Annotated in this window: 23 protein-coding genes; 7 read left to right on the plus strand and 16 right to left on the minus strand. The window is 53.4% G+C overall.

Annotated elements, in window-relative coordinates; translation table 11 throughout:
- Nucleotides 1–291: 291 nt before the first annotated feature.
- Nucleotides 292–1215 carry a TraB/GumN family protein gene (locus EA58_RS01690; protein ID WP_051641844.1) on the minus strand — a complete coding sequence of 308 codons (924 nt, stop codon included), beginning with the start codon at nt 1213–1215 and terminating at the stop codon, nt 292–294.
- Between the two features lie 177 nt (nt 1216–1392).
- The gene (locus tag EA58_RS01695) at nt 1393–4179 is read right to left on the minus strand and encodes a cation transporter (protein ID WP_235199526.1); all 2787 of its coding nucleotides are present in this window, start codon (nt 4177–4179) and stop codon (nt 1393–1395) included.
- Nucleotides 4180–4268: 89 nt separating this feature from the next.
- Here EA58_RS01695 and cueR point away from each other — a divergent pair, with 89 nt between their 5' ends.
- The gene (gene cueR / locus EA58_RS01700; protein WP_036748251.1) at nt 4269–4670 is read left to right on the plus strand and encodes a Cu(I)-responsive transcriptional regulator; all 402 of its coding nucleotides are present in this window, start codon (nt 4269–4271) and stop codon (nt 4668–4670) included.
- A gap of 92 nt (nt 4671–4762) precedes the next feature.
- On the opposite strand, the gene EA58_RS01705 is transcribed toward cueR, so the two are convergent.
- The 3 genes from EA58_RS01705 to tesA all read right to left on the minus strand — a co-directional run bounded on the left by EA58_RS01705 (nt 4763) and on the right by tesA (nt 7496).
- Nucleotides 4763–5617, minus strand: a complete 855-nt coding sequence (locus tag EA58_RS01705; RefSeq protein ID WP_036748253.1) for a co-chaperone YbbN — start codon at nt 5615–5617, stop codon at nt 4763–4765.
- 403 nt (nt 5618–6020) lie between these two features.
- Complete coding sequence (locus EA58_RS01710) at nt 6021–6848, minus strand: SDR family oxidoreductase (RefSeq protein WP_036748256.1); 828 nt, start codon at nt 6846–6848, stop codon at nt 6021–6023.
- 48 nt (nt 6849–6896) lie between these two features.
- Entirely contained in the window at nt 6897–7496 is a 600-nt protein-coding gene (tesA, locus tag EA58_RS01715; RefSeq protein ID WP_036748258.1) for a multifunctional acyl-CoA thioesterase I/protease I/lysophospholipase L1, read from the minus strand.
- Between tesA and EA58_RS01720 the strand changes: the two genes are divergently transcribed.
- Complete coding sequence (locus tag EA58_RS01720) at nt 7495–8169, plus strand: ABC transporter ATP-binding protein (RefSeq protein WP_036748261.1); 675 nt, start codon at nt 7495–7497, stop codon at nt 8167–8169. The two genes, tesA and EA58_RS01720, sit on opposite strands and share 2 nt — an antisense overlap.
- A complete protein-coding gene (locus tag EA58_RS01725; RefSeq protein ID WP_036748264.1) occupies nt 8166–10643 on the plus strand; it encodes an ABC transporter permease in 2478 nt (825 codons plus the stop codon). Before EA58_RS01720 ends, EA58_RS01725 begins: the two co-directional genes overlap by 4 nt.
- A 114-nt stretch (nt 10644–10757) precedes the next feature.
- On the opposite strand, the gene EA58_RS01730 is transcribed toward EA58_RS01725, so the two are convergent.
- The 5 genes from EA58_RS01730 to EA58_RS01750 all read right to left on the minus strand — a co-directional run bounded on the left by EA58_RS01730 (nt 10758) and on the right by EA58_RS01750 (nt 16519).
- Nucleotides 10758–11681, minus strand: coding sequence for a TIGR01777 family oxidoreductase (locus tag EA58_RS01730; protein ID WP_036748267.1), 924 nt, complete (start codon nt 11679–11681; stop codon nt 10758–10760).
- A 135-nt stretch (nt 11682–11816) separates the two neighbouring features.
- Nucleotides 11817–12116, minus strand: a complete 300-nt coding sequence (locus EA58_RS01735; protein WP_036748270.1) for an Rdx family protein — start codon at nt 12114–12116, stop codon at nt 11817–11819.
- 11 nt (nt 12117–12127) lie between these two features.
- Nucleotides 12128–12889: a sulfite exporter TauE/SafE family protein gene (locus EA58_RS01740; RefSeq protein ID WP_036748273.1), complete on the minus strand. Its 762-nt coding sequence runs from the start codon at nt 12887–12889 to the stop codon at nt 12128–12130.
- A gap of 156 nt (nt 12890–13045) precedes the next feature.
- Nucleotides 13046–15199: a phosphate acetyltransferase gene (pta, locus tag EA58_RS01745; RefSeq protein ID WP_081819527.1), complete on the minus strand. Its 2154-nt coding sequence runs from the start codon at nt 15197–15199 to the stop codon at nt 13046–13048.
- A gap of 120 nt (nt 15200–15319) precedes the next feature.
- Nucleotides 15320–16519 (minus strand): acetate kinase, encoded by a 1200-nt coding sequence (locus EA58_RS01750; protein ID WP_036748279.1) that lies wholly within the window; start codon nt 16517–16519, stop codon nt 15320–15322.
- A 315-nt stretch (nt 16520–16834) separates the two neighbouring features.
- Here EA58_RS01750 and yfbV point away from each other — a divergent pair, with 315 nt between their 5' ends.
- Nucleotides 16835–17284, plus strand: coding sequence for a terminus macrodomain insulation protein YfbV (yfbV, locus tag EA58_RS01755; RefSeq protein ID WP_036748282.1), 450 nt, complete (start codon nt 16835–16837; stop codon nt 17282–17284).
- A 101-nt stretch (nt 17285–17385) separates the two neighbouring features.
- Here the strand turns inward: yfbV and dxs are convergent, their stop codons facing one another.
- The 3 genes from dxs to xseB are packed head-to-tail and all read right to left on the minus strand — an operon-like array spanning nt 17386 to nt 20407.
- Nucleotides 17386–19251, minus strand: coding sequence for a 1-deoxy-D-xylulose-5-phosphate synthase (gene dxs / locus EA58_RS01760; RefSeq protein WP_036748285.1), 1866 nt, complete (start codon nt 19249–19251; stop codon nt 17386–17388).
- Nucleotides 19252–19275: 24 nt separating this feature from the next.
- Nucleotides 19276–20172 carry a (2E,6E)-farnesyl diphosphate synthase gene (gene ispA / locus EA58_RS01765; RefSeq protein WP_036748286.1) on the minus strand — a complete coding sequence of 299 codons (897 nt, stop codon included), beginning with the start codon at nt 20170–20172 and terminating at the stop codon, nt 19276–19278.
- Nucleotides 20165–20407, minus strand: coding sequence for an exodeoxyribonuclease VII small subunit (gene xseB / locus EA58_RS01770; protein WP_036748288.1), 243 nt, complete (start codon nt 20405–20407; stop codon nt 20165–20167). The genes ispA and xseB overlap by 8 nt, the downstream gene beginning before the upstream one ends.
- A 344-nt stretch (nt 20408–20751) precedes the next feature.
- Here xseB and pomA point away from each other — a divergent pair, with 344 nt between their 5' ends.
- The 3 genes from pomA to thiI all read left to right on the plus strand — a co-directional run bounded on the left by pomA (nt 20752) and on the right by thiI (nt 24101).
- Nucleotides 20752–21513: a flagellar motor protein PomA gene (gene pomA / locus EA58_RS01775; RefSeq protein ID WP_036748290.1), complete on the plus strand. Its 762-nt coding sequence runs from the start codon at nt 20752–20754 to the stop codon at nt 21511–21513.
- 11 nt (nt 21514–21524) lie between these two features.
- The gene (locus EA58_RS01780; protein WP_036748293.1) at nt 21525–22466 is read left to right on the plus strand and encodes a flagellar motor protein MotB; all 942 of its coding nucleotides are present in this window, start codon (nt 21525–21527) and stop codon (nt 22464–22466) included.
- A gap of 186 nt (nt 22467–22652) precedes the next feature.
- Nucleotides 22653–24101 (plus strand): tRNA uracil 4-sulfurtransferase ThiI, encoded by a 1449-nt coding sequence (gene thiI / locus EA58_RS01785; RefSeq protein ID WP_036748295.1) that lies wholly within the window; start codon nt 22653–22655, stop codon nt 24099–24101.
- Nucleotides 24102–24208: 107 nt separating this feature from the next.
- Here thiI and EA58_RS01790 read toward each other — a convergent pair whose 3' ends face one another.
- The 3 genes from EA58_RS01790 to EA58_RS01800 all read right to left on the minus strand — a co-directional run bounded on the left by EA58_RS01790 (nt 24209) and on the right by EA58_RS01800 (nt 26655).
- A complete protein-coding gene (locus tag EA58_RS01790) occupies nt 24209–24841 on the minus strand; it encodes a DJ-1 family glyoxalase III (RefSeq protein WP_036748297.1) in 633 nt (210 codons plus the stop codon).
- On the minus strand, nt 24834–25733 hold the full coding sequence (panE, locus tag EA58_RS01795) for a 2-dehydropantoate 2-reductase (RefSeq protein ID WP_036748299.1): 900 nt from the start codon (nt 25731–25733) through the stop codon (nt 24834–24836). Before panE ends, EA58_RS01790 begins: the two co-directional genes overlap by 8 nt.
- Nucleotides 25734–25842: 109 nt before the next feature.
- On the minus strand, nt 25843–26655 hold the full coding sequence (locus EA58_RS01800; protein ID WP_036748302.1) for a nucleoside-specific channel-forming Tsx family protein: 813 nt from the start codon (nt 26653–26655) through the stop codon (nt 25843–25845).
- Nucleotides 26656–26948 lie beyond the last annotated feature (293 nt).

Consider the following 26948-nt stretch of genomic DNA (forward strand, 5'->3'; position numbering starts at 1 on the left):
ACATAAACCCTTCGATAAAAACTGATGTTTTTTCATTTAAAATCAACTAATTATCGTCATTCCTGCGCAGGCGGGAATCCACAGAGCACGGGATGAAAGCAATCAACCGGATTCATTTTGTCCCCCATTTTCCGTGCAGTTCTATCTCTAAAGTCACTGGATCCCCGCCTGCGCGGGGATGACAGAAAGGAAGCGTGATGACAGAAGTAAGTGGGATGACAGAAGTGAACGGGAAGTGGTTATCCAACCTTCTCAAGTTTCTTGACCTCTAAGATGTGATCAAGAGACAGTTCATTGAACGGTTTTTTTTGTTCCTGAATTTTCTGAAGTGTTTGCTCGTTGCAGAGATGCTGGTTCACATTGTGCCGGCTGTGAGCCGTTGAGTTGCCGGACGTTGAAACCTTGCTGTTTCAGCAGTGCTGGCAGGCCATCCTCTCCGATCATGTGATAAGCGCCGACAACGACCAGAAATGTCCCCTTTTGATATTGTGGAGAACGGGTCAGCTGGCTGGCCCAGGCCTGATTTCTGCGGGTGAGCAGATGCTGCTCTGTGTCATCAGACAGGGCGATCTGATGGCTCAGCTCCGTCAGTACAGTTCCATTGCCTTGCTGCCACGCTTTCAGCAGGCAACGCAGTTCATCTTCCAGTAAAAGCCATTCATTCAGTGTTGTTTGCAGCAGGTTCAGGCCATGGTCTGGCAGATTGCTCAGTAGCCGGAACTGCGTTTCTATGCCTTCCAGTTCGTAAACAGGAACGTGCTTCTGTTGAGCCTGAGCAAAGACGACCTGATCGATACCTTTTTCCGGAGAAAGGCCGAATGCCAGTGACTGGGCCATTTGAAGTTGCATGGCGGTCAGCCAGGGCGGGTTTTCAAGGAGTGAATAGGGCGACAGCCGGTACTGGTCGGCCAGCGTTCTGAGCGTGCGGATATCTTTCGGGGGAAGCAGATGGCGTGTGGTATTGGCTGCATCAAAGGCAGGCATCTCAAATTTTTTCTGAATATTTGCTTCCAGAATCAGCCCATTTGCTTCCGGCCAGTAGCGAGTAAATGCTGTTGGTAGTGGATAGAGTGCATCATTGCCCAGATGAATCGAGCCCATCAGCACAAACTGCCGTTGGTGATCTGTGGCAAGCCAGACCTGAGGCTCGGCTGAGGCACTGGCACTGAAAAAAGTCAGAAGGATGCTTGCTTTGGTGAGCAGAGATTTGAACATGGTTATTCCATCGATCGGCAGTTGTAAACAGCCTATGGAATTCGTATGAGGCAGGCAAGTTTTACGCTTCAGAAAAAGCGGCTGGCGAGAATGTCCAGCCGCAGCAGGTTTACCGTTTCGGGTGAAGCCAGAACCACCAGATAATAAACCCAATGGCCAGGGCTGCCAGTAAGAGCATCATCTCAGGCCTCCTGATTTCGTTTGAGATGTTTGAACCTGTGAACTGCCCGGACGGAACAGCCGCAGTCGGTTAGCATTACTGACGACCGTGATGGACGACAGCGCCATGGCCGCACCGGCAATGACCGGACTGAGCAGGCTGCCGGTAAACGGATAAAGAATCCCAGCGGCCAGCGGAATCCCCAGCGTGTTATAGACAAATGCACCGAACAGATTCTGCTTCATGTTCCGCAGTGTGGCGGAAGATAGTTCCAGTGCATCTGCGACCCCGTGCAGCGAGTGTCGTACCAGTGTCAGTTGAGCACTTTCAATTGCGACATCACTGCCGCTGCCCATGGCAATCCCGATTTCGGCCTGCGCCAGCGCTGGCGCATCGTTAATGCCATCGCCTACCATGGCGACATGCTTGCCTGATTGTTGTAGTTGGCGGACTTCTTGTGATTTGCCATCCGGTAATACGCCGGCAATGACCTTGTTGATCCCAGCCTGACGGGCAATCGCACTGGCTGTCCGTTCGGTATCACCGGTTAACATGATGACCTCAATGCCTTTTGCCTGAAGTCTGGCCACAGCCGCGGCAGAGTCTGCACGCAGGGGATCACTGATGCCCAGAATGGCGGCAAGTTGTCCGTCAATGGCGACGAAGATGGCGGTGGCACCGTCATCAGACAGGGTGAGTGCATCAGCTTCCTGGCTGGCGGTGTTGATGCCTTCTTTTGTCATCAGGGCACGGTTGCCAAGCAGAATATTGTGTGTCTCAACCTGACCACTGACGCCATAGCCCGGCTGTGCGTGAAACTGGCTGAGCGGTTTCAGGGGCAGAGATTGCGCTTGTGCTGCGGCCACAATCGCCTTCGCAAGTGGGTGCTCAGCCCCTTGTTCCAGGCTGGCGGCCAGTGTCAGCACCTGATCTTCGGTAAAATCGCCATAGAAGTGACTGTGTGTCAGAACCGGTTTCCCTTCGGTCAGGGTTCCGGTTTTATCCAGTACGACGGTATCGATATTGGCTGCCAGCTGCATGGCATCGGCGTGGCGGATCAGGATGCCGTATTCTGCAGCACGGCCCAGCCCGACCGTCACTGACATCGGGGTTGCCAGTCCGAGGGCACAGGGACAGGCGATAATCAGCACGGTCGTCGCAGCCACCAGCATATAAATCGAGACCGGTTCCGGGCCGACGTAATACCAGATGGTGGCGGTGACAATCGCAATAATCATCACTGTCGGTACGAAAATAGCCGAGATACTATCAGCCATCCGGGCCAGTTTCGGTTTACTGCTCTGGGCCTGACGCACCAGCCCGATGATCCGTGCCAGCAGTGTCTGATTCCCAACCTGACGGGCGATAAACAGCAGGCTGCCGCTTTGGTTGATGGTGCCGGCATGGAGCGCATCGCCTGGTTTTTTATGGGCCGGCACCGGCTCACCGGTCAGCATCGACTCATCCAGATAGCTTTCACCGGTTTCAATCACACCATCGACTGGTACTTTTGCACCGGGGCGGAGCCTGAGCTTCATGCCGGGTTTGATTTCAGCGAGTGGTACTTCGCGCTCGCCTTGATCATCCACCAGAATGGCGGTTTGTGGCTGCAGGTCGATTAGTTTCTCAAGGGCTTTTGAAGTCCGTCCTCTGGCTCTGGTTTCCAACGCATGGCCTAAGGTGATCAGACCCAGAATCATCGCTGAGGCTTCAAAATAGACATGACGGGCCTGCGCCGGGAACCATTCGGGTTTCAGGACGACAAACATCGAATAAAACCATGCCGCCCCCGTGCCCAGTGCGACCAGAGTATCCATACTGGCTCTGTGGTGGCGGAAGGCTTTCCAGGCATCCCGGAAATAGTGTCCGCCACTGTACACCAGCAGGGCGAGTGTCAGCAGACCGATGATGCCCCAGCCCCATTGGCTGGTGGTGGAGTCGATCATCATGCTGCCGCCAAAGAGCCCCCAGGCCATCAGGGGGATACCCAGTGCCAGTGCCAGCCCGGCGTTGAGCAGGTGTTGACGGTAGACGGTTTTGTTCTGCGCCTGCTGACGCTCACGACGGGTACGCTCGTCTTCGCTCAATTCTGCCCCGTATCCGGCATCAGAAACGGCGTGGATCACGGACTCAGGATCGATGTCACCCTGAACCAGCGCGGTGCGTTCGGCCAAATTGACACTGACCGCAGTGACCGCATCAACCTGCTGAATGGCTTTTTCGACAGAAGACACACAGCTGGCACAGGTCATGCCGGAAATCAGAAAGTAGTGGCTGTCTGCGTCGGTTTCGAGCGGATTGTCGATTGGGGCGACGGTGGCCGTGTTCTCTGTAAGAGGTGCTGTGGCTGAGCTTGATGAGGATGCTGGAGATGCTTGCTCATCAGTCTGTTCTGACTGCGACGGCACCTGATATCCGGCAGACTGGATCAATGTAGTTAGTGCAGCTACGTCTAATGCGCCCCGCACGACAGCGCGGGTTTTACTGACGTCAAAGCGGGCAATTCGGGGATCCGCTGCGAAGACGGCTTCGAGCTTGGCAACACATTTACCGCAAGACAGCCCCGCCAAAGGCAGGTCATGCTGATAGCCAGCTTCGTATCCAAGACTTTCGATGGTCTCGATGACTTTCGCCAGATCCACCTGACCTGAAAGGCGAGCGTATTGCGTATCGACCGCGACGGTGTCTATGCCATCCAGTGCCTGTAAGGCCTGAGTAATTTTTCCGGCACAATTCATACAGCGGACTTTGCCAAGCGGCAGCGTCATATCCATACGGGCCGGTATGCTTGTTGAAATGGTCATGGGCTTCCTCAACGCCATTGATGTGGTATATGCTGATCATAAAGCTTCCAGTTAATGGAAGGTCAAGTGCGTTTTTTCAGGAGGAGCAGATGAACATCAGTGAAGTGGCTAAACAGACGGGATTAACCAATAAAACCATCCGCTTCTACGAGAGTAAGGGAATGATCAGCGAACCTTTGCGTGGCGAGAATGGTTACCGCCGCTACAGCCAGAAACAGGTGAATGAACTGCTGATGATTAAGCGATCACGGCTGGTGGGATTCAGTCTGGAAGAAAGTCGGGAATTATTGTCATTGTCGCGCGATCCGGAGCGAAAAAGTGCCGATGTAAAAGCAAAAGCCGAGCATAAACTGGCGGAGATTGATCACCAAATCCAGGAATTGCTGGCGATGAAGCAGAGTTTGCAGAGTTTGATCAGTCAGTGCCCGGGAAACAATCAGCCGGGTTGTCCAATCATTGATGCGCTGACCAAAGGGGGGACCGAAGCTTAAGTTCTGGAAGGCTAATGTTCGTCAACCTAAGCTCAGTCAATCATAACTTGTTGTGACCGCAGGCAGTTTGGTTTGCCTGCGGTGGGCATGTATCAGTACAACAGTGCGTAAAGCTGACGACGGTACTGGCTGGCCAGTGCGTTGCCCTGACCCAGCGCCGCCAGAATATCCATCATGGTTTTTTTGGCGTTGCCATCAGCAAAGTTTAGATCTTTGCGCAGCAGACCCATCAGGATCTCCAGGGCTTCCTGCTGACGATTTGCCTGACTGTACTGGATGGCCAGTTCATAGGCGAGTTGCCCATTGTCTGGATCTGCGGCCAGCTTCTCTTCCAGTTGGCGGATTTCCGGGGAATCACTGGCCTGACGATGCAGTTCCAGCTTGGCAACCAAGCGTTTGTAATCGCTATCCTGATCCTGCATCGGAATCTGACCCAGCAAGGTTTCTGCTTCATCAAACTGGGATGTTTCCAGCAGACATTCTGCGGCTGCCAGGAACACCTGACTATTGCCCGGCAGGCTGGTCATCAGTTCACGTAATACAGGCAGCGCTTCGTTATAGGCTTGCTGGTGAATCAGTTCAATGGCCTGGCTCAGTTTGATTTCATCTTCGTTCGGCAGGTGCTTGCTTAGCATCTGACGCAGGCTGTCTTCGTTTTGCGGACCGGCAGCGCCATCGACTGGCTGACCATTGCTGAACAGGGCAACCGTTGGCAGGCTGCGGACACCAAACTGTGCCGCGACCATTTGCTGCGTTTCACAGTTCAGCGTCGCCAGCAAAAATTGTCCCGGAAGCTGGGCAGCCAGCCGTTCCAGAACAGCGTTAACTTCTGCCGTTTCAGGCATGGACGGTGCCCAGAAACTGATCACCACCAGCTGTTGCATGGACTGCTCAATCACCTGATGCAGATTGGATTCGTTCAGTTCAATCGCTAATTTGTCGTTCATACCGGGCTTTCCGTGATCGTTGAATAAGTATGATTCAGATGTTGGGCTGATTGGCAGGAAAATCAAGGGAAAAGGGTGAATAAAGCGGCGTCGGGCGGGTTCAGATGAAAAAAACGGAGAGCCTGGCTCTCCGTTACAGTTGAAAGGTCAGAAGCAGAGCAATTGCGACACAGAGACAGAGCGCATTTATCTGGCGTAATGTCATGCCGATTCCTCCGAAATGTAGCACTGTTTGTTTAGGGGGATCGCTGGATTACCTATCACAACAGGTAAGGACCAACTTACCCAGAATCCTAGATGGCTCAGATGACACATTGATGACATCTGATGAAAAAACAGGCATTCCGGTGCGAGATTTCTCACATTCGGATCAGGATCAAACTTTCATCAGTCTGCGTAGATGTTAATCGCTTTTGATCAAAATCTTGTCCAGCCAGCGGACTGGCAGAAGACGGCGTAAAAATCCGAAAATGTAAGTCGGCTGGGTGACATAATAGCGCGCCGCCGGTGTGTCGCTGTCGAGGATCATTTGCATCGGTTTCAGGACAGCTTCCGGTGTCAGGGTAAACTTGTTGGACGGCGACGGTTTGCCAAGCCGATCCAGCGTATTCTGATAATTCTGGGCATGGCGGGAAGCGGCCATATCAATGTGAGCCTCAAACTGACGTTTGGCATTGGCCCGGAACTGGCTTTCAATCGGACCGGGTTCGATCAGGCTGACCTGTATCGGCGTATTGGCCAGTTCAAGCCGCAGGGTGTCAGTATAGCCCTCGAGTGCGAATTTACTGGCATTGTAGGCACCGCGGTATTTCATGGCGACCAGCCCCAGCACAGAGCTGTTCTGAACAATCTTTCCGTTGCCTTGTCTGAGCATCACCGGGATCACAGCCCGAGTCAGGGAGTGCCAGCCAAACAGGTTGGTTTCGAACTGTTCGCGCAGCGCATCCGTCGGTAAATCTTCCAGTGCGCCCGGCTGGCCGTAGGCCCCGTTATTGAACAGCACATCTAATCGCCCGCCGGTGATTGCCAGCGTTTCGGTGAGTCCCTGTTCGATAGAAGCGTTATCGGCAAGATCCAGTTGAACGCAGTGCAGTCCTTCATTGCGCAGACGGTCCACATCTGCTTGCTGCCGGCAGCTGGCAACGACCAGATAACCAGCTTGATGGAGCGATTGAGCACAGTGGTATCCGATACCGCTGCTGCAACCGGTAATAAGAATGGCGGTTGTCATTTGAGTCCTTATTTAGCATTCGTGAAAGTCAGGGATTGAAAAATCTGCTTACAAAAAAGGGGCAATGGCATTTGTCATGAATTGCGCAATCCAAGGCTGCGCTTCTGCTTTGGGATGCAGGCCATCTTCCATCATCCATCCATCACGCAGGATCACTTGTTCCAGGAAAAAGGGCAGCAACGGGAGATCGTAGTCCTGGCTGAGTTTCGGGTAGATGGCTTCAAATTGACGGGTATAGCGTTTGCCGTAATTCGGAGGAATGCGGATTTGCATCAGCAGCGGTTCAGCCCCGCTATTATAAATAAGATCAATGATTGCCATGAGGTTCTTTTCTACCGTCGCTGGGGGAAAACCTCGTAAGCCGTCATTCGCACCCAGTTCAATAATGACGTAATCTGGTGCATGTTGTTTCAGTAACTTTGGCAGTCGGGCCAGTCCATTTCCTGTGGTATCACCGGAAATACTGGCGTTGACCACTTTCATTTTCTGACCGCTGCCATTGAGCATCGGCTCCATCAGGTGTGGCCAGCTTTGCTCGGCACGCATCTGATACCCGGCGCTCAGGCTGTCTCCAAAGACCATCAGCGTTGCAGCAATACTGCTGACTGGGGTCATCACAAGTAATAAGAGTGCAAGGATCCGCATCATGTCTACATCCGTGATAAAAGCGCAATCAGTTTCCAAACAGGTGACCACAGCCACCACGACTTTGACTATTCTGCAGGATGTTTCGCTGGAGGTCGAGCGGGGCGAAAGTATTGCTTTGGTTGGGGTTTCCGGCGCGGGTAAATCGACCCTGATGACTTTGCTGGCCGGGTTGGATGTTCCCAGCTGTGGTGAGATTGAATTACTGGGGCAAATGTTGTCGGCCATGGATGATGAATCCCGTGCGGCATTGCGCAGTGAGGCCGTGGGATTTGTGTTTCAGAGCTTTCTGCTGATCCCGTCGCTGACGGCTTTGGAGAACGTGACCCTGCCTGCCATTATCAAGGGGGAAAGCGGCGATACGGCGCGTGCTGCCGAGTTGCTGCGTGAGGTTGGCTTACAGGGTCGGGAAACACATTTGCCTTCACAACTGTCTGGGGGCGAGCAACAGCGCGTGGCGTTGGCCCGAGCGTTTATGACTGCGCCTCAGGTGCTGTTTGCGGATGAGCCGACGGGCAATCTGGATCAGCACACAGCGGCCACTGTGATCGATTTACTCTTTGCGCTCAACCGGGATCACGGCACCACATTGGTGCTGGTGACGCATGATCCTCAACTGGCGGAACGCTGTGATCGTGTGGTTCGCATTCATGGCGGACGTGTGGAGGCGGCATGACAGAGATGAGTGAAAGTCAGATTCCGATCAGACAGAAAGGCCAGTCTCTGCTGCTTCGGTGGAGCTGGCGGGAATTATGGCAGGGACAGCTCTGGCCGGTGGCTGTCGCACTGACGTTGATCATCGCCTGTGTCTTTGCACTGGCATCGCTGGTGGTGCGGGTTGAGAAAATCATGATCAGCCAGGGACGCAGTATGATCGCGGCAGATCTGGTACTGCGTTCGGCCAACCCGGTCTCAGAGACGGTTTTGCAAGAAGCCAGGCAACTGGGTCTGACAGTGACGCAACAGACCAGCTTCGGCACCATGGCCTTCAGTGATCAGGCCATGCAGCTGGTCAGCGTGAAGTCGGTCGCCAGTGATTTTCCGCTGCGGGGGGAACTGGTGCTTCGGGGAGGCAGCCAGACTCAGCAACAAGTCAAGCCGGGTGAGCTGTGGCTGTCGGAACGTTTGTTTTCACTGCTTGAGGTGAAAACCGGGGATTCGGTGGCGATAGGGAATGCTGAGCTGACGGTCTCCGGCGCGATCGTTTCGGAACCGGAGCTGTCATTTAACCCCTTCAGTCAGATGCCGGCTGTGCTGATCCATGAATCGGATCTGGCTGCAACGGAAGCCATCCAGCCCGGCAGTCGGGTGCGTTACCGGGCATATTTCAATGGTGATGACGCGCTGCTGAAGCAACTTCAGGCGGATGTGGTTCTGAGTCCGGACCAGCGCTGGATCAGTGAAACGACGCAAGGACGAACCGGCGAGATGATCGAGCGGGTGCAGCAGTATCTGTCACTGACGCTGATTCTGGTGATCCTGATGGCAACAGCCACGCTGGTGCTGACCTGCATGCATTACACGGCCAGCCGGACAGAGACGGTGGCCATGATGAAAAGTCTGGGGGCACGCAAAAGCTTCCTGTGGCGATGGCTGGCGCGGCAGCTCGGGTTACTTTTTGTCATTGCGGCCGTCGCGGGACTCAGTCTGGGCGGGATACTGGAGTGGCTGCTGCGTCTGCCATTACGGGATGTTCTACCTGAGCCGCTGCCGGACATGGGCGTGATGCCTTGGATCGTCAGTCTGCTGGTGGCCGTTTTGGTCGCGATTCCCGGCATGGGGATAACTCTGTGGCGTCTGCTGGATGCCCCGGCACTGGCCGTGATGCAAAAGGGCATGTTGGCGACGACCTCAGCAGCGCGATATCTGTTGGTGTTGATTCCACTCACCGCGCTTTTGCTCTGGGTCGGGGATAACCCGATGATGTGGCTGACGCTGGCTGGGCTGATCGGACTGCTGGGTGTTTTAGCCGGGTTGGGCTTGCTGCTGGTCGCCGGACTGCGGCGTCGTCGCTGGGGGGCTGCCATGACGCTGGCGTTAAGTCGTATTGGCCGCAGCCCGCTGGTGACCGGGGCTCAGTTGGCAGCACTGACCAGCTCGCTGATGCTGCTGGCCGTGATCTGGTTGCTGCGAACTGATTTGCTGGAAGACTGGCAGCAAACCCTGCCGCCGGATGCACCGAATGTTTTCGCCCTCAATATCAGTCCGACCGAGCAGCAGGCGTATCTGGATGTATTGGACAGGAATGGGCTGATGCGTTCAGACAGTTATCCCATTGTGCGGGGGCGTCTGGTGTCGATTAACGGGGTCAACCCGAGAGCGGAAACGACCGCAACAGAGGTTCAGCAGGATGAGCGTCAGGAAGGGGATGAGTCCCTGCGCCGGGAGCTGAATTTTACTTGGCGGGAAACGATACCGGTGCATAACACGCTGGTGGCCGGGGAGTGGCACCTTGCTCCCGGAGGCGTGTCGGTTGAAACCGGTGTGGCGGAACGGTTAGGCATAAAGCTGGGTGACACACTGGGTTTCACTGTAAACAGTCAGCCATTTTCCGCGACAGTGACCAGTCTGCGGGAGGTGGAATGGCGGAATATGCGGCCCAACTTTTTCTTTATTTTCACCCCGGATGTGATGGTCAATCTGCCGGCAACCTGGCTGGTGAGCTTCAGAGTTGCGGCGGATCAGAGTGAGCTGGTGAATCAGCTGGGACGAGACTATCCAACCGTCACCTTGCTGGATCTGAGAACTATGGCGACCCGGATTCAGGCTATTTTACAGCAGGTTTCTCTGTCGCTGTCCGTGCTGGCGATGCTGGGGGTGTGCAGCGGGTTGTTGCTGGTACTGACTTTACTGCGTCTCAGTCTGTCGCAGCGTCAGCAGGAAATTAAGCTCTACCGGACGCTGGGGGCCAGCCGGCAACGGATTCGGGCAACCATCTGGAGCGAATATGGCTTGATGGCTGTGCTGGCAGGGGGGATTGCCGTCTTTGGGGCGGAAGCGCTGGTGGCTGCGTTGATCAAGTGGGGCTTCGAGCTGCCGGTGACCTGGCATCCCGGTTTGTGGTTGGTTTTGCCCCTGTTGTCTGTGCTGCTGATTTTGTTGATCATCAGCAGCATGATGAAGCAGTTACTGCGCCCCTTAGGTCGATAAGTGGTTTAGGTCGATAAGTGGCGGCTGTCAGTCTGTGAGCAGCAACTGGTGCTATTCGCTTGGTGTTACCCGAATGGCGCTCAGCAACTGGGGCAGAGGCACAGATATGCCGGGTTATTCCACCCGAGTGACCCGGCTTTCCGGCTCGTTCAGTGCACTTTTCAGAGCCCGCTCCAGCTCGGGGTAGCAGAAGTGAAAACCATGCGCTTCCAGTTTAGCGGGCAACGCCCGCTGGCTGTCGAGCAGCATTTGGGCCGATTCGCCCATCCCGAATCGGAGCAGCCATTCCGGTGTGCTCATGATGTGCGGACGGTGCAGGACTTTGGCCAGTGTCTGGCTGAATTCTTTATTGGTGACCGGGTTGGGGGCAGTGAGATTAAATGGCCCCTGAGCCGCTTTGTGGTGGATCAGGAACATGATGCCTTTCACCATGTCCTGCAAATGAATCCAGGGGAAATACTGTTCCCCGCTCCCGATGGGGCCACCCAGCCCCATTTTGTAGAGCGGAACCAGTTTTGCCAGTGCACCGCCGCCTTTGCCCAGCACAATGCCGGTACGCAGCAGACAGACACGTGTCTGCTCAGACTGAGCCACTAATGCCGCTTCTTCCCAGGTTCGGCAGACCGTATGGGCGAAATCATCCCGCTGAACGTCGAGGGATTCGTCGAAAGCTTCGTGTTGCTGATTGCCGTAGTAGCCTACAGCAGAGCCGCTGATGAAGGTATGCGGTGGTGTGGTGCCGGCCATCATTTTTCCTGCCAGTTGCTGGGTGAGTTGCCAGCGGCTGTGGCAGATTTCTTCTTTTTGTTTGTCTGTCCAGCGTTTATCGGCAATGGGTTCGCCTGCCAGATTGATGACCACATCAAACTCGTCCAGCGTGTCCAGTTTATCCAGACCGGTGATGACCTTGATATGGTGACCTAAGCGTTGATACGCACGGTTGGGAGATCGACTGAGAACAGTGACCTGATCATGATTCAGATGCGGGAGCAATGCCTTGCCAATAAATCCGGTGCCACCGGTGATCAGTATCTTCATCGACTTTCCCCTGTGCTTTGTGATGATTTATCCTTGTTTTGTGTAAATTATAATCAATAGTTAGCGGGATCTCTGCTTTTCATCTTTATCAGGATTGAAGTCGATCGCGCTTTTTTAAATTCGAGGGTGGTCGGTTTACCGGTCCACATGCCCCAGATCTCGCGTGGGATCTAAGATGTCCCGAACCCGCTGTTTTAAGTGCTTGGCATCCGGAAATCCGCCGTCAGTTTTGCGATCCCAGATACGAACGCCGTTACAAAGAATTTCAAACCGCCCGCCGGTATCCGGATGCAGACTGACCGCTTCGAGTTCTTCACTAAAAGTGTGCAGCAGTTCCTGACACATCCAGCTCGCCCGGAGCATCCAGTTACACTGGCGGCAGTAATAGATATCAATCACGGCTTTGGTAGCCGTCGCTTGTGTGTTGTCAGACATAAATCACCTCATCAAAGACCGAACAAAAGTTTTGCCCCAATCAGGAAGGTCAGGGCTTCAAAGCAGCGTTTAATCAGCCGGTTGCTCTGGCGACCCGCAAGGTGCGCGCCCAGATAACCCCCCAGTAACGAACCGGCAATCAGAATGGGCAGCCAGGGCCAGTAAATGTCCGCCCCGGCAGCATACATAGCAACAGCACCGGTGCCATTCCAGAACAGACCGACACTGATCAGCGTCAGTGCGACAGCCTGCCGGTAGTCATACCCGAACCAGCGGATCAGAAAGAGGGTGACGAACAGGCCGCTGCCAGCGGTCAGAGAGCCGTTGACGATACCGATGGCTGCCAGTCCCAAACTGCCGAGCATCAGTCCTTTGTGATCGCGTCGGCGTGAATTCTCAGCTTTTCCCAGACCGGGCTGGTAAAGAGAATACAGCCCCAGACCGAGGATCAGCAACCCCAGTGCGGCTTCGGCGATGCGACCCGGTACAAAAAGAATGGCATTGGCACCCAGAATCACCCCCAGGGTTCCGGCAATCATGACATAGGCGGTCATCGACCTGTTCAGCTTGCCGGCCCGAATATATTTGATTGCGGCCCCCAGCCCCAGTGCGACACTGGCCACTTTATGGGTTGCTAAGGCAACAGAAAAGGGGAGGCCCAGAAAAATGAGGAGCGGAAACTGAATCAGCCCGGCACCACCGCCGGAAAGCGAAGCCAGTGTATTGGCCAGCAAAGATCCAATGAAAAGCCCGAAAGTATGCAATCCGTCCATGGATGTTGCAGGAATCCTTATTGTTCAAGAGACGACAGCATACGGATTTTGCCTGATGAGGCAAAGGGAAAAGGGAGAAAGGGGGAAAGGAAGTCGCAGATAAAAAAATACCCCGGACAGGCCGGGGTATCTGGATATCTGAGTTCAGATAAAGACTTAAGCGCCTTGATCTTCAGCCTGTTTGGCCTGAATTGCGGTCAGGGCGATGGTGTAGACGATATCGTCAACCAGCGCACCACGAGACAGGTCGTTTACCGGTTTGCGCATGCCTTGCAGCATTGGACCGATTGAAACCAGATCCGCTGAACGCTGAACCGCTTTGTACGTGGTGTTACCTGTGTTCAGATCTGGGAACACGAATACCGTTGCTTTACCTGCGACCGGCGAGTTCGGTGCTTTTGATTTCGCAACGTTTTCCATGATCGCAGCGTCGTACTGCAACGGACCGTCGATCACCAGATCAGGACGTTTTTCCTGAGCGAGGCGGGTTGCTTCGCGAACTTTATCAACGTCTGCACCCTGACCGGAGTTACCGGTTGAGTAAGAGATCATGGCCACGCGAGGCTCAATGCCGAAGGCTTTGGCAGAATCAGCAGACTGAATGGCGATTTCAGCCAGTTGCTCTGCGTTCGGATCCGGGTTGATCGCACAGTCACCGTAAACCAGAACCTGATCCGGCAGCAGCATGAAGAACACGGAAGAAACCAGCGACGCGTTTGGCGCAGTTTTGATCAGCTGCAGCGGCGGACGGATGGTGTTGGCTGTGGTGTGAACTGCACCGGAAACCAGACCGTGGACTTCGTCACGCTCCAGCATCATGGTACCCAGCACCACAGTGTCTTCCAGCTGCTCGCGGGCAACAACTTCAGTCATGCCTTTGTTCTTACGCAGCGCAACCAGACGGTCAACATATTGCTCGCGTACGCTTTCCGGATCGATGATTTCAACACCGGCACCCAGAACCACGCCTTGCTGTTCTGCAACACGTTTGATTTCAGCCGGGTTACCCAGCAGGACACAGTCAGCGATACCGCGCTCAGCACAGATTGCTGCGGCTTTCACGGTACGGGGTTCATCCCCTTCAGGCAATACGATGCGCTTAGCCGCTTTACGAGCCAGCTCAGTCAGCTGGTAACGGAAAGCTGGTGGGCTCAGGCGACGCTCACGGGCAGAACCTTCAGACAGGGATTCGATCCACTGACCGTCGATATGACTGGCCATGTACTCGTTGACCATTTCCACACGCTCTTTATCGTCTGCCGGAACTTCCAGGCTGAAGCTTTGCAGGTTCAGGGAAGTCTGCCAGGTGTTCCCCTGGGCAGTCATGACCGGCAGGCCGGTTTCGAATGCGCGCTTACACAGGGTCTTCACGGCTTCTGGCAGCTCGTAGCCACCGGTCAGCAGCAGGGCACCGATTTCTACACCGTTCATGGCAGCCAGACAAGCAGCAACCACAACATCCGGACGGTCAGCAGACGTCACCAGCAGTGAGCCGGGACGGAAGTGCTGAACCATGTTCGGAATTGAACGGGCACAGAAGGTAATGCTCTTGATGCGACGGCTCTCGATTTCACCTTCGTTGATGATCTCAGCATTCAGGTGATGTGCGATGTCGGTTGCACGGGTCGCGATCAGTTCAGCGTTGAATGGCGCGCAGCCCAGCACACGGATCGGGCTGGAGTTGAAAACCTGCATCACTTCAACGTGTGTTGGCATGATTGCGTCAGAACCGTCGAAGATTTCAGACAGGTCCGGACGGGTGCGGCCTTCTGCATCGACTGGTGCATTCAGCTTGTTCACGATCACGCCAGCGATGTGTTTGTTCTTGATGCCGCCGAAGTTCGAGCAGGCAATCTCAATGCGCTCTTTCAGCTGAGCCGGGTTGTCTGTGCCCGGTGAAACCGCGAACACGATTTCCGCATCCAGGGTTTTGGCAATTTCGAAGTTAATCTGGTTCGCAAACGGGTGCTTGCGGGTTGGGACCAGACCTTCGATCAGGGCAACTTCAGCACCAGCGGTCGCTTCTTTGAAGCGGGCTACGATGTCTTCCAGCAGCACGTCGCTCTGGTCGTTACGAATCAGCGCATCGGCCTGTGCCATAGAAACTGGCTCGGCGATTTGCATGTCGCTGTTCGCACGGATAATGGTGGTGGTCAGGTCCGGCTGATCGCCGCCATGACGTGGCTGAGCGATAGGTTTGAAAAAGGAAACACGAACGCCTTTGCGCTCCATAGCGCGCAGCACACCCAGGCTGACGCTGGTCAGGCCGACTCCGGCACCAACCGGAATTAGCATAATGGTACGTGACACAGTCAATTCCTCAAACTGATGGCAAACGGTAGAAAATGTTGGCAGATGGATTATATGGTCACCCTCTGCTTATCATCTTTCTGGATAGAAAATGGCCGACAGAGTCGGCCATTTGATGTCTTAGATTTCAGCCAGACGCGCTGTATCTTCAGCAATCACCAGCTCTTCATTGGTTGAAATCACCATCGCTGGGATGCGGCTGTTGTCGGTGGTAATCACACCTTCGCCGCCGAAACGTGCTTTCAGGTTCTTCTCGCTGTCTACTTCGATACCGAAGATCTTCAGGCGGTTCAGGACCATTTCGCGGATTGGTGCAGAGTTTTCACCAATACCACCGGTGAACGTGATGGCATCCAGTTTGCCATCCAGTGTTGCCGTGTAGCTGGCAACGTATTTCGCCAGACGGTGACAGAATACGTCCATTGCACGGGTTGCTTCTTCTTTCTGGCCGTAGTTGTCTTCAACAAAACGGCAGTCAGAAGTCACTTCAGTCAGACCTGCCAGGCCAGACTCTTTGGTCAGCATGGTGTTGATCTGATCAACGGTGTAGCCCAGCGTGTCGTGCAGGTGGAAGATGATCGCAGGGTCGATGTCACCACAACGGGTACCCATCACCAGACCTTCCAGCGGTGTCAGACCCATAGAAGTATCTACAGACTGGCCATTTTTGATTGCACAGACAGATGCGCCGTTACCCAGATGGCAGTTGATGATGTTCAGTTCACTCTCTGGCTTGCCCATGCGGCTTGCTGTTTCACGGGTGATGAACAGGTGAGAGGTACCGTGCATGCCGTAGCGACGGATGCCGTGCTCTTTGTACAGCTTGTACGGCAGTGCGTACAGGTAAGCTTCTTCCGGCATGGTCTGGTGGAATGCTGTATCGAACACAGCAACGTTTTTCAGGCTTGGGAACGCTTTCTGAGCGGCTTTGATACCGATGATGTGCGCAGGGTTGTGCAGTGGCGCCAGCGTTGCACAAGACTCAATACCTTTCAGGACAGCGTCATCAATCAGGGCAGACTGAGTGAACTGCTCACCACCGTGTACAACACGGTGACCGATTGCTTTCAGGTTTTCAGCCAGTTCAGGTTTAGAAGCCAGAATTGTTTCTACCATGAAAGCCAGTGCTTCTTCGTGCGCGGCACCATTGCCCAGTTGAGCTTCATGTTTGGCGCCATCAAGTTTCCACTTGATACGAGCTTCCGGGAGGTGCAAACATTCTGCAAGACCTGTCAGATGTTCATCACCTGACACTGCGTCAACGACTGCAAATTTCAGTGAAGAACTACCGCAGTTAAGTACTAGAACCAGCTTAGACATGTGAGTGACTACCTATATAATCTGTCTGAAAGTTGATATTCAATTGAATAAGCGTTACCCATAGAATAGTCGCCGGGTTTTCTGAGGCGGCTAAACCAGGTAAGTGTCGCTTCTGTCCGTAGAAGAGATGTGAACCTGAGGAGTTAGTTATCCTTAATGTTGCGATAACGGGGTTATCGGCCAACAATTACCAAAGGCGTGCATAGGATAGCCCTTGTTGCGCGATATAACAAAAAAATTTTTAAAAATTAATTCGAGTTAGATTGATTGTTGTCTATTTTTAAAGTTTATAAAATTTGTTGAGACTGGAGCGATATGAATCAGACAAAAATCTGGAAGCAGGTCCAACATGGCCAGCACTACATGTCGGTATGGCCCATGCGCAAAGAGCTGGCCGTATTATTTCCTGAACAGCGCTATATCAAAGCCACGAAATTTGCCGTGCGCGTGATGCCTGCTGTTGCGGTGATGAGTGTGCTCAGTCAGATGGCCTTTCACAATACCTCTGGCCTGCCTTTGGCGATGGCCGTTGCGTTATTTGCGTTGAGTATGCCATTGCAAGGACTCTTGTGGCTGGGCAAACGCAGCCGGACAGATTTACCGCCCTCTCTGGCGAACTGGTACAGGGAAATTCACGGGAAGATTCTGAGTGAAGGGTATGCGATGCAGCCGCTGAAAGAGCGCCCTCGCTATCTGGAGTTAGCCATGGTGCTGAACCGGGCGTTCAAACAGTTGGACAAGGCGTCTCTGGAACGCTGGTTCTGAGTCTGAGGCGGTCTCAGCGACAGAAAAAACGGACCGGTTGGTGACCCGGTCCGTTTTTGTTTTCTGTGTGTTGACCATCTGCCATGCAGGCCGGTCAGAGATTATTTGTCCAGATATTGGCGGATTTGTGCTTCGATACCCGGGCCGTCGATCTCCAGCTCGGCATGTAGCTCAGCCTGAGTGCCCTGATGGATAAATTTGTCTGGCAGACCGATTTGCAGGACTGGCTTGAGCAGCTTTTCTTGCATCAGATATTCAATGACACCTGAGCCTGCGCCACCGGCAATCGCATTTTCTTCCACGGTGACCAGCACATCATGACTTTCTGCCAGTTCACGGATCAGTGCTTCATCCAGCGGTTTCACGAAACGCATGTCGGCCACGGTTGCATTCAGTGACTCGGCCGCTTCCAGTGCGTAGCTCAGGGTCGTTCCGAAGTTCAGTATGGCAACGTTCTCGCCCTGACGACGCACAATCCCTTTACCCAGTTCAAGGGCGGTCATGGTTGTTTCAGGGGTGACGCCGGTTGCGCTGCCACGTGGATAACGCACGGCGCTTGGTCCCTGATGCAGATGGCCGGTATAGAGCATCTGACGACATTCGTTTTCATCGCTCGGAGCCATGATCACCATGTTCGGAATACAGCGCAGGTAGCTGAGGTCAAAGGCACCCTGATGGGTCTGACCATCGGCACCGACCAGACCGCCACGGTCAATGGCAAACATGACCGGCAGATCCATAATTGCAACGTCGTGGATCAACTGATCATAACCACGCTGCAGGAAAGTCGAGTAGATGGCAACGACCGGGTGATACCCGCCAATCGCCATCCCGCTTGCCAGCGTCACGGCGTGCTGCTCGGCAATCGCCACATCAAAATACTGATTTGGGTACTCTTTGGAAAAACGAACCATGCCTGAGCCTTCGCGCATGGCCGGCGTAATCGCCATCAGTTTGCTGTCCTGAGCGGCCATATCACAGAGCCAGTCGCCGAAAATGTTCGAAAACGTTGGCTTGCTGCCTTTGGCTTTTGGCAGCGGTTTTTCGCTCAGATCGAACTTCGGCACGGCATGGTAATTGATCGGGTCGGCTTCTGCGGGTGCATAACCTTTACCTTTTTTGGTCATGATGTGGAGGAACTGCGGGCCTTTGAGGTTTCGCATGTTTTTCAGGGTGCGAGCCAGTTCCTGAACATCATGGCCGTCAATCGGGCCGATGTAGTTGAATCCCAGTTCTTCAAACATGGTGCCCGGGACGACCATGCCTTTGAGATGTTCTTCTGCGCGGCGAACCAGTTCTTTAATCGGTGGTGCACCAGAGAGGACTTTCTTCCCGCCTTCACGAATGCTGGCGTAAAAGTTGCCAGACAGCAGACGCGCCAGGTGGTTATTCAGCGCGCCAACATTTTCTGAAATCGACATTTCGTTGTCGTTGAGGATCACCAGCATATCGCTGTGAACATCACCGGCATGATTCATGGCTTCAAACGCCATGCCCGCAGTAATTGCGCCATCGCCAATCACACTGACGACTTTACGGCCTTGTCCTTCCCGCTCGGCGGCAATCGCCATGCCCAGTCCGGCACTGATAGAGGTGGAAGAGTGGCCAACCGACAGCACGTCGTATTCACTTTCTTCACGCCATGGGAATGGATGCAGGCCACCTTTCTGGCGGATGGTGTTCATTTGCTCCCGCCGGCCGGTCAGGATTTTATGCGGATAAGCCTGATGACCGACATCCCAGATCAGATGATCAAAGGGGGTGTTGTATACATAATGTAGGGCAACGGTCAGCTCAACGGCACCGAGTCCAGAGGCAAAATGTCCACTGGACTGGCTCACCGATCTGAGCAGATACGTCCGCAACTCCTCACAGAGTGCAGGCAGACTTTCCACCGGCAGTAAACGGAGTTCGTCCGGTGTGTTGGCTAAAGCCAAATGCGGGTACTTTGAAATATCCAGTGTCATAACATGTCGGCGCTTATACTGTTTTTAGTTGTTGCGCTCGATAACGTATCGGGCAAAAACTTCGAGTGAATCTGTATTGTAGGGGATTGCTTCCAGAGCCTGGAGGGCTTCCTGATACAGCTGCTGTGCTTTTTTCTGTGCACCATCCAGTCCGAGCAGGGCAGGATAAGTGCTTTTCTCCAGTGCTAAATCTGAGCCTTGGGGTTTCCCCAGTGTCTGAGTGTCGCTGATCACGTCCAGAATGTCGTCCTGAACCTGAAAAGCCAGGCCAATCGCATTGGCATATTGATCGAGTTGCGGCAGGATGGCAACGCCTTTTTCTCCGGCTGCCAGTGCGCCCAGACGGATGGCACAGCGGATCAGTGCGCCGGTTTTATGGCGGTGAATGCTTTCCAGTTGGGTTAACCCGACCTGCTTTTTCTCTGCGGCTAAATCCAGTGCCTGTCCGGCACACATCCCAGAGGCGCCGGCCGCCTGAGCCAGTTCGCGAACCATAGCAATGCGCTGGCTGTTGCCCGCATCGCTCAGCTGTCCGCAGGCCAGAATTTCAAACGCCAGGGTTTGCAGGGCGTCTCCGGCCAAAATCGCTGTCGCTTCATCAAAGGCGATATGACAGGTCGGTTGACCGCGTCGCAGGTCATCATCGTCCATGGCCGGTAAGTCGTCATGGATCAGAGAATAGGCATGGATACATTCTACAGCAGCTGCCGGAGCATCCAGATCATTCAGTTCGGCGCCCAGCATTTGTCCGGTGACATAGGTCAGAAAAGGGCGGGCACGTTTGCCGCCCAGCAAAGCCCCATGGCGCATGGCCTGAACCAGTGGCAGTTCGGCAAACGGCTGCCGGGTCAGCCAGTGTTCTAAGTGTTCATTATTACGGGCCGCAAAGCAGGCCAGCTGTTGGGAAAGACTGTTAGTCATCGCTCGGGTCAAAGTCCGTCAGTGGCGCATTGTCATCAGCCTGTAGCAGAATTTCGACACGCTGTTCAGCCTGGGTCAGTTTCTGCTGGCTGTTTCGTGCCAGGGCAATTCCGCGCTCGAATTTTTTCAGCGCGTCTTCTAAAGGGATTTCACCGGATTCCAGCGCGTTGACAATGACATCGAGTTCATTCATGGCTTCTTCGAAGGCCATATTTTCTGGTTTTTTGGTTGTCATATCTGGTCCGTTGATTGGGTTGAGAGCGTTGTCAGATGCACGCTCGGAAAATGAGGGGAAAATAGCGCACAGGTCAGGCCGGGTCAAATTATGGCACAGGGAAGTGTGCGCATTACAGTGTTATTTTTGTGGTTTTCAGTTTGTCGGCTGGAAATGCAGTCCCAGATTTCAAGGGCGGCAGCCCAGGCTCATCGAAGGAATGTGTTTTTTTTCCCAGCAGAGCACAAAACCGAGGTTGAATCCGTGCTAAACCAAAATCCAAAGATGCCGATACAGGGTGAGTAAGTTAGAATGGCGCCAGTGCGAGTTGGCCGGAAAGAAAAAAAATTACATAGGAGTGAGCCGTGGATTTGGCAACCCTCATAGGTTTAATTGGTGCCTTTGCTTTCGTCATCATGGCGATGCTGCTGGGCGGAAGCCTGGATATCTTTTTTAATGTGCCTTCGGTTCTGATTGTATTTTGTGGAACCTTATTTGTTGTTCTGATGAAGTACAGTTTGTCGCAGTTTTTTGGCGCGGCCAAAATTGCGACCAAGGCGTTCATGTTCAAAACGGACGACCCGGAAGATTTGATTGCCAAGATCGTTGAGATGGCTGATGCCGCCCGTAAAGGGGGCTTTCTGGCGCTTGAAGAGATGGAAGTCAATAACAGCTTCCTGCGAAAAGGGATTGATCTGCTGGTGGATGGTCACGATGCAGATGTGGTGCGTTCAACATTGCAGAAAGACATTTCGCTGACCAATGAACGTCATGAGCGTGGCATTGGTATCTTCAGTTCAATGGGGGATGTTGCACCAGCGATGGGGATGATCGGGACACTGATCGGTCTGGTGGCGATGCTGACCAATATGGACGATCCGAAATCGATCGGTCCAGCGATGGCGGTTGCGCTGCTGACGACCTTATATGGTTCTATGCTGGCAAACATGGTGGCGATTCCGATTGCGGATAAGCTGTCGTTGCGCAAAAACGAGGAGCGTCTGAACCGCCGGTTGATTCTTGATGGTGTGCTGGCAATTCAGGATGGTCAGAACCCGCGTGTGATTGATGGCTTCCTGAAAAACTACCTCCATGAAAAACAGCGTCGCATTGACGTTGATGAATAAGGAGGTACCTGATGGAAGAGATCGAGTGCAACTGTAAAAAAGGGGCACCGGCCTGGATGGCAACCTTTGCCGATCTGGCGACCCTGTTGATGTGTTTTTTCGTGCTGTTGCTGTCTTTTTCAGAAATGGACGTCCTGAAGTTTAAACAGATCGCTGGCTCCCTGAAGTTTGCCTTCGGGGTCCAGAATATGGTGGAAGTGAAAGATATTCCGAAAGGAACCAGTGTCATTGCTCAGGAATTTCGCCCGGGCCGACCAGAACCGACTCCGATTGAAGTCATTATGCAGCAGACGATCGATATGACGCAGCGCACACTTGATTTTCATGAGGGGGAGTCTGCAAAGGCCGGTGGTACCAAGCGTGAAGCCGGAACATTGACCGGGGGGCGCTCTGAGCATACGGCGACACAGATGAACCAGAACACGCAGTCGGAAATGACACAGGCTCAGCAGCAGCTGGCCGATATTCTGGAAACCGCAATGGAGCGGGAAATTCAGGAAAATCTGATTGAGGTGGAAAATCTGGGTCAGCAAGTGGTGATTCGCATCCGCGAGAAAGGCGCATTCCCGGAAGGCTCTGCCTTTTTGCAGCCGAAATTCCGTCCGCTGGTACGTCAGGTGGCCGATCTGGTCAAAGATGTGCCGGGAATCATTACGGTCTCTGGTCATAGCGATAACCAGCGTCTGGATTCAGAACTGTATCGTTCTAACTGGGATCTGTCGGCGCAGCGAGCCGTATCGGTTGCGCAGGAAATGGAAAAAGTGACCGGTTTTGACCATAGCCGGATGCGGGTGCAGGGTCTGGCTGATACAGCACCACTGGAAAGTAATGATACTGCGGAAGGGCGCAAGCTGAACCGCAGGGTTGAGATTGCCATCATGCAGGGTAAACCGCATTACTCCAATGAACTGACCAGTGACCCGGCAGGGGAATCTGCCGTCCCATCAAATTAAGCCTACACTCTGAATAAGGAGCCGGAGGCTGTTCAGCTCCGGGCCTCCAGGGACAGTATTTTCAGCCTTTTCAGGGCTGAAAATGACTGTCCTTGCTATGATTCTGATAATCCTTTGTATTTCAGCGACCGCTTGCTTGCTGTATAATCCGCGCCTTTAGTTAGGCCCTGTGAAGCGAAGCATGTTATGAAATTTATTGTAAAGCCCCATCCAGAGATTTTTGTAAAGAGTGAATCGGTGCGAAAGCGCTTTACCAAAATTCTGGAGTGCAATATCCGCATTATCCTTCAGCGCCTGTCCGATCAAGTGGCGGTCTATAATCGTCGCAGCTATATCGATGTTTCTGTAAAGGATGACAGCATTCGCGAGCAGGTTCTGACTGTACTGACACAGACGCCGGGCATTCATCATGTGCTGGAAGTGAAGCAAACCAGCTTCACGGATATGCACGATATCTTTGAGCAGACACTGGCCCATGTGGGCGATCAGCTGAACGGCAAAACGTTCTGTGTTCGCGCCAAACGAACTGGCCAGCACGATTTCACCTCAATTGAACTGGAACGTTATGTCGGCGGTGGACTGAATCAGGCGATTGAAACGGCCAAAGTTCAGCTGAAAAATCCGCAGGTGACGGTGAAGATTGAAGTCGAAGGTGAAAAACTGAATCAGATCCTGGCCCGTCATAAAGGCTTGGGTGGTTTCCCGCTGGGAACTCAGGAAGATGTGCTGAGCCTGATTTCTGGTGGTTTCGACTCGGGTGTGTCGAGTTACCTGCATATCAAGCGCGGCAGTAAGGTTCACTACTGCTTCTTTAATCTTGGTGGCCCGGCGCACGAAATTGGCGTGAAGCAGGTCTCGCACTTCCTGTGGAAGAAATTCGGTTCTTCGGCCAAGGTGAAGTTTATCGCCATCGATTTTGAACCGGTTGTCGCTGAAATTCTGGAAAATATTGACGACGGCCAGATGGGCGTGGTGCTTAAGCGTATGTTCATGCGTGCGGCCGGTCAGGTCGCGGAACGTTTTGGCATTCAGGCACTGGTGACCGGAGAGGCATTGGGGCAGGTGTCCAGCCAGACCCTGACTAACCTGCGTCATATCGATAATGTCACTGATACGCTGATCCTGCGTCCGCTGATCAACTGGGACAAAGAAGACATCATCAATGTCGCGCGTGATATCGGCACAGAAGATTTCGCCAAGACCATGCCTGAATTCTGCGGTGTGATCTCGAAGAGTCCGACTGTGAAAGCCGTGAAAGAAAAACTGGAGGCGGAAGAAGCCAAGTTTGATTTTGCGGTGCTGGATCGTGTGGTGAGCGAGGCCCGGATTCTCGATATCCGTGATATTGAAAAAGAGAGTCAGGCACAGGCGCCGGAAATTGAGCTGGTGGATCAGATTGATGGCAACAGCACGGTGCTGGATATTCGCAGCCCGGATGAAGAAGATGAAAATCCGCTGGAAATTGAAGGTGTGGAAGTGAAACACCTGCCATTCTACAAACTGGCGACTCAGTTTGGTGATCTGCCGCAGGATAAGACGTATCTGCTGTACTGTGCCCGCGGTGTCATGAGCCGTTTGCAGGCGCTGTATCTGAAAGAAAACGGCTTCGAGAACGTGAAGGTCTATCGCCCATAACTGGTTGGGTCGGTGACAGACAACGTACAAAAAAAAAAGCGAGATCTCCGGATCTCGCTTTTTTTGTTTGTCTGACCCGTCCTGGAATCGGTCTGGTGTCTCAGGGATCAGGCTTTACCGCCGATGATGTCAAAGCACATGCTTGGCCACATCACCATGGGTTCAGCGACTTCGGCGGTTTTGGATTTGCCCATCAGCAACGTAATGATTTCCAGTGCAAATTCCTGCGATGTGCCGGGAGCCTGACTGGTCAGCAGATTGTTGTTCACATCATGCATAACACGACGGCCGGCACGGCGGCGGTTTTCCGGAATTTGCTCAACAAAGCCGGGGTGCGCGGTCATCAGGGCTTCCGGATACAGCATATGATGTTCCAGGACCACCACAGGGGCGGCACAGATAGCTGCGACCAGTTTCCCGTCGTATTTATGCTGCTTCACAAATTCAACCACCAGGGTGCTGTCGCGCAGGTATTCTGCACCCGGCAGGCCGCCGGGCAGGACGACACAGTCGAAAGGCTCATCAACAATCTCGACCATCGGACAGTCTGCGGTCAGGGTGATCCCGCGTGAACCTTTCACTGAGAGTGAACCGTCTTCAGCGGCGCTGGCCATTGTAACCTGCATACCGGCACGGATCAGAATATCGGCCGTATTGATCACTTCCATTTCTTCACTGCCGGGGGCGATACAAATCGCGATTTTTGGTGTTTGAACGGCGGATTGGGATGGGTTAGCCATAGTGTTGCTCCAGGTCTTTGATTTGCTGCCACAGTCGGGTGTTGACTGGTGTGGCAATCTGAAAATGGTTTGCCTGCTGGATCAGAAAGCCGGTAATGGCATCAATTTCTGTCGGTCGCTGGTGGGCGACATCCTGCTGCATGGAAGAATAGTTGGTGGCGGTGGCATTGATGACGGTGATCACTTGTTGTCTGAGTGCATCGGTTGTGACCGGATAGCCCGCAGCCGTCATGACGGCGGAGACTTCCTGACAGATGGCGGTCAGTTCATCGGCATAACAAGGGGCAGATAAGTCACCGTTTCGGCATTGATGAATGGCTGTCAGTGGGTTGACGGCACAGTTGATCGCCAGCTTCTGCCATTGCGGGGCGTGAATATCAGTCTGCCAGTGGCAAGGGGGAAGCGCCGCGTGCAGTAATTCAGCGAGCGCAGCACACTCCTGACCAGCTCGGTTTACGCCTCCGAGATACGTTGGGCCATTGCCGGTATGGCGGACACTGTGCGGGTCGGGTCGAAATGCGGCCTGAGCGGTCGTGGCATATATCACAGGGTTATCCGGCAGCAGTGTCAGAACCTCGTCTTCTGTTCCCATACCGTTATGCATGATGACAACCGGTGTTTCTGCGCTGAGCCAGGGCAGCAGGGTTGTGACGGCATCTGTAACCTGAAAGGCTTTCACGGTGATGATGATGATATTACTGTCTGCCAGTTGATGAGGCTGGTTGCAGTCAAAGCTGAATGTTTCTGCTGAGGATAGATGACTGCCTTGCCAGTTCAGTGTGTATGTGCTGCCGGGCTGGCGTCGCCAGAGGTGCAGAGAATGGCCTTGCTTTGCCAGCGCACCGGCCCACAGGCTGCCAATTGCGCCTGCACCCACCAGAGTAATCTTCACGCGAAATCCTGTTCAGAAAGGAATAACTGTTGCTTATTGTAACGGCTGATAAATCTAAGAGGAAAGAGAAAGTCCGGATGCCCTCAGCACCCGGACTGGTTTATGTTGATCAGAACTTGTAGGTGACCGAGAAATAGTGGCTCGGACCCGTGGATTCAAAAGCATCTGAATCTTCAATCAGATAAACGTCATAGAAGAGTTTCAGGCCGTATCCGACAGAGAAACGGTCTGAATGCCAGTAAAGGCCGTTGAACCAGTTCCCGCCATGCGTTGCCTGGGAGTTGCCCTGAAACGTGTCATCTGCGCCGAACTGGTAATCAATGTATCCCTGATATGAGATAAATGAGCCGTTTTCAAAGGTATAGAAGGGCTTGAACCAGTTGGTGGAGACCTGATAGCCGTTCCATGCTTTGGCATTGACGTCATACAGGGCATACAGATTCAGGCCGACTTTACCAAACCAGGGCACCATGACATCAGAACCGATCCCCCAGAAGGAGTTATTGACGTCGTGGGCACCACCACCCCAGTTAAACAGGGTGGCGAAGTAGAGTTCCTGTACCGGACCAAATGAGAGATCTGTTTTGGTGAGGGCGTCCAGAGAAACGCGGGGAGCGAATTTCATGAACATTTTCGGCCGGTCTTTCTTATCACTGGCATCACTTTCCGTCAGGTCGAAGAAATCGACATAGCCATAGAGGTCAAAAATGCCAGAGCGACCACCAAACTCCATTTCCAGATAGTCGTGCCCGGATGGATCATCCGGGGCGCGTGGGTATTCTTCCAGGGCGTACATGATATTGAACTGGAACCATTTATAGTCATTTTTATGGATATCACCATCGGTATAATCTGCGGCGAGGCTGATTCCAGGGACAACAAGTGCAGCTCCAAGAGCCAAAGCTAACGGTGTCTGTTTCATGTTGGCGTTCTCACTTATCGTTTATCGATGCCATTGCTTGGTGCTTGTTGACAGAGACTTGTTTCTAAACAGAAAGACAATGTCTAACTTAAAAGATTAGTGTATTGCGGATGGGATGCCTGCCTGGCAGAACCTGAAAATACTCGCCAGATGCCTGTGTAGCGTAGGGGATGGGAAATTCTGAAGAAAATGAAGCACAAAGCCTGATAAAGCGGCAGAGAAAAGTTGTCTCAGGAATGGGAAAGAAAAAACAAAGGCGCCAGACGGCGCCTTTGCTGTATATGCTCGTGTAC

The sequence above is a fragment of the Photobacterium galatheae genome, assembly GCF_000695255.1.
GTDB classification, from domain to species: domain Bacteria; phylum Pseudomonadota; class Gammaproteobacteria; order Enterobacterales; family Vibrionaceae; genus Photobacterium; species Photobacterium galatheae.

Coding starts and splice junctions, on each gene's coding strand:
- EA58_RS01690 (WP_051641844.1), bottom strand. CDS start 1,215: ATGTTCAAATCTCTGCTCACCAAAGCAAGCATCCTTCTGACTTTTTTC.
- EA58_RS01695 (WP_235199526.1), bottom strand. CDS start 4,179: ATGACCATTTCAACAAGCATACCGGCCCGTATGGATATGACGCTGCCG.
- cueR (WP_036748251.1), top strand. CDS start 4,269: ATGAACATCAGTGAAGTGGCTAAACAGACGGGATTAACCAATAAAACC.
- EA58_RS01705 (WP_036748253.1), bottom strand. CDS start 5,617: ATGAACGACAAATTAGCGATTGAACTGAACGAATCCAATCTGCATCAG.
- EA58_RS01710 (WP_036748256.1), bottom strand. CDS start 6,848: ATGACAACCGCCATTCTTATTACCGGTTGCAGCAGCGGTATCGGATAC.
- EA58_RS01720 (WP_036748261.1), top strand. CDS start 7,495: ATGTCTACATCCGTGATAAAAGCGCAATCAGTTTCCAAACAGGTGACC.
- tesA (WP_036748258.1), bottom strand. CDS start 7,496: ATGATGCGGATCCTTGCACTCTTATTACTTGTGATGACCCCAGTCAGC.
- EA58_RS01725 (WP_036748264.1), top strand. CDS start 8,166: ATGACAGAGATGAGTGAAAGTCAGATTCCGATCAGACAGAAAGGCCAG.
- EA58_RS01730 (WP_036748267.1), bottom strand. CDS start 11,681: ATGAAGATACTGATCACCGGTGGCACCGGATTTATTGGCAAGGCATTG.
- EA58_RS01735 (WP_036748270.1), bottom strand. CDS start 12,116: ATGTCTGACAACACACAAGCGACGGCTACCAAAGCCGTGATTGATATC.
- EA58_RS01740 (WP_036748273.1), bottom strand. CDS start 12,889: ATGGACGGATTGCATACTTTCGGGCTTTTCATTGGATCTTTGCTGGCC.
- EA58_RS01750 (WP_036748279.1), bottom strand. CDS start 16,519: ATGTCTAAGCTGGTTCTAGTACTTAACTGCGGTAGTTCTTCACTGAAA.
- yfbV (WP_036748282.1), top strand. CDS start 16,835: ATGAATCAGACAAAAATCTGGAAGCAGGTCCAACATGGCCAGCACTAC.
- dxs (WP_036748285.1), bottom strand. CDS start 19,251: ATGACACTGGATATTTCAAAGTACCCGCATTTGGCTTTAGCCAACACA.
- ispA (WP_036748286.1), bottom strand. CDS start 20,172: ATGACTAACAGTCTTTCCCAACAGCTGGCCTGCTTTGCGGCCCGTAAT.
- xseB (WP_036748288.1), bottom strand. CDS start 20,407: ATGACAACCAAAAAACCAGAAAATATGGCCTTCGAAGAAGCCATGAAT.
- EA58_RS01780 (WP_036748293.1), top strand. CDS start 21,525: ATGGAAGAGATCGAGTGCAACTGTAAAAAAGGGGCACCGGCCTGGATG.
- thiI (WP_036748295.1), top strand. CDS start 22,653: ATGAAATTTATTGTAAAGCCCCATCCAGAGATTTTTGTAAAGAGTGAA.
- EA58_RS01790 (WP_036748297.1), bottom strand. CDS start 24,841: ATGGCTAACCCATCCCAATCCGCCGTTCAAACACCAAAAATCGCGATT.
- EA58_RS01800 (WP_036748302.1), bottom strand. CDS start 26,655: ATGAAACAGACACCGTTAGCTTTGGCTCTTGGAGCTGCACTTGTTGTC.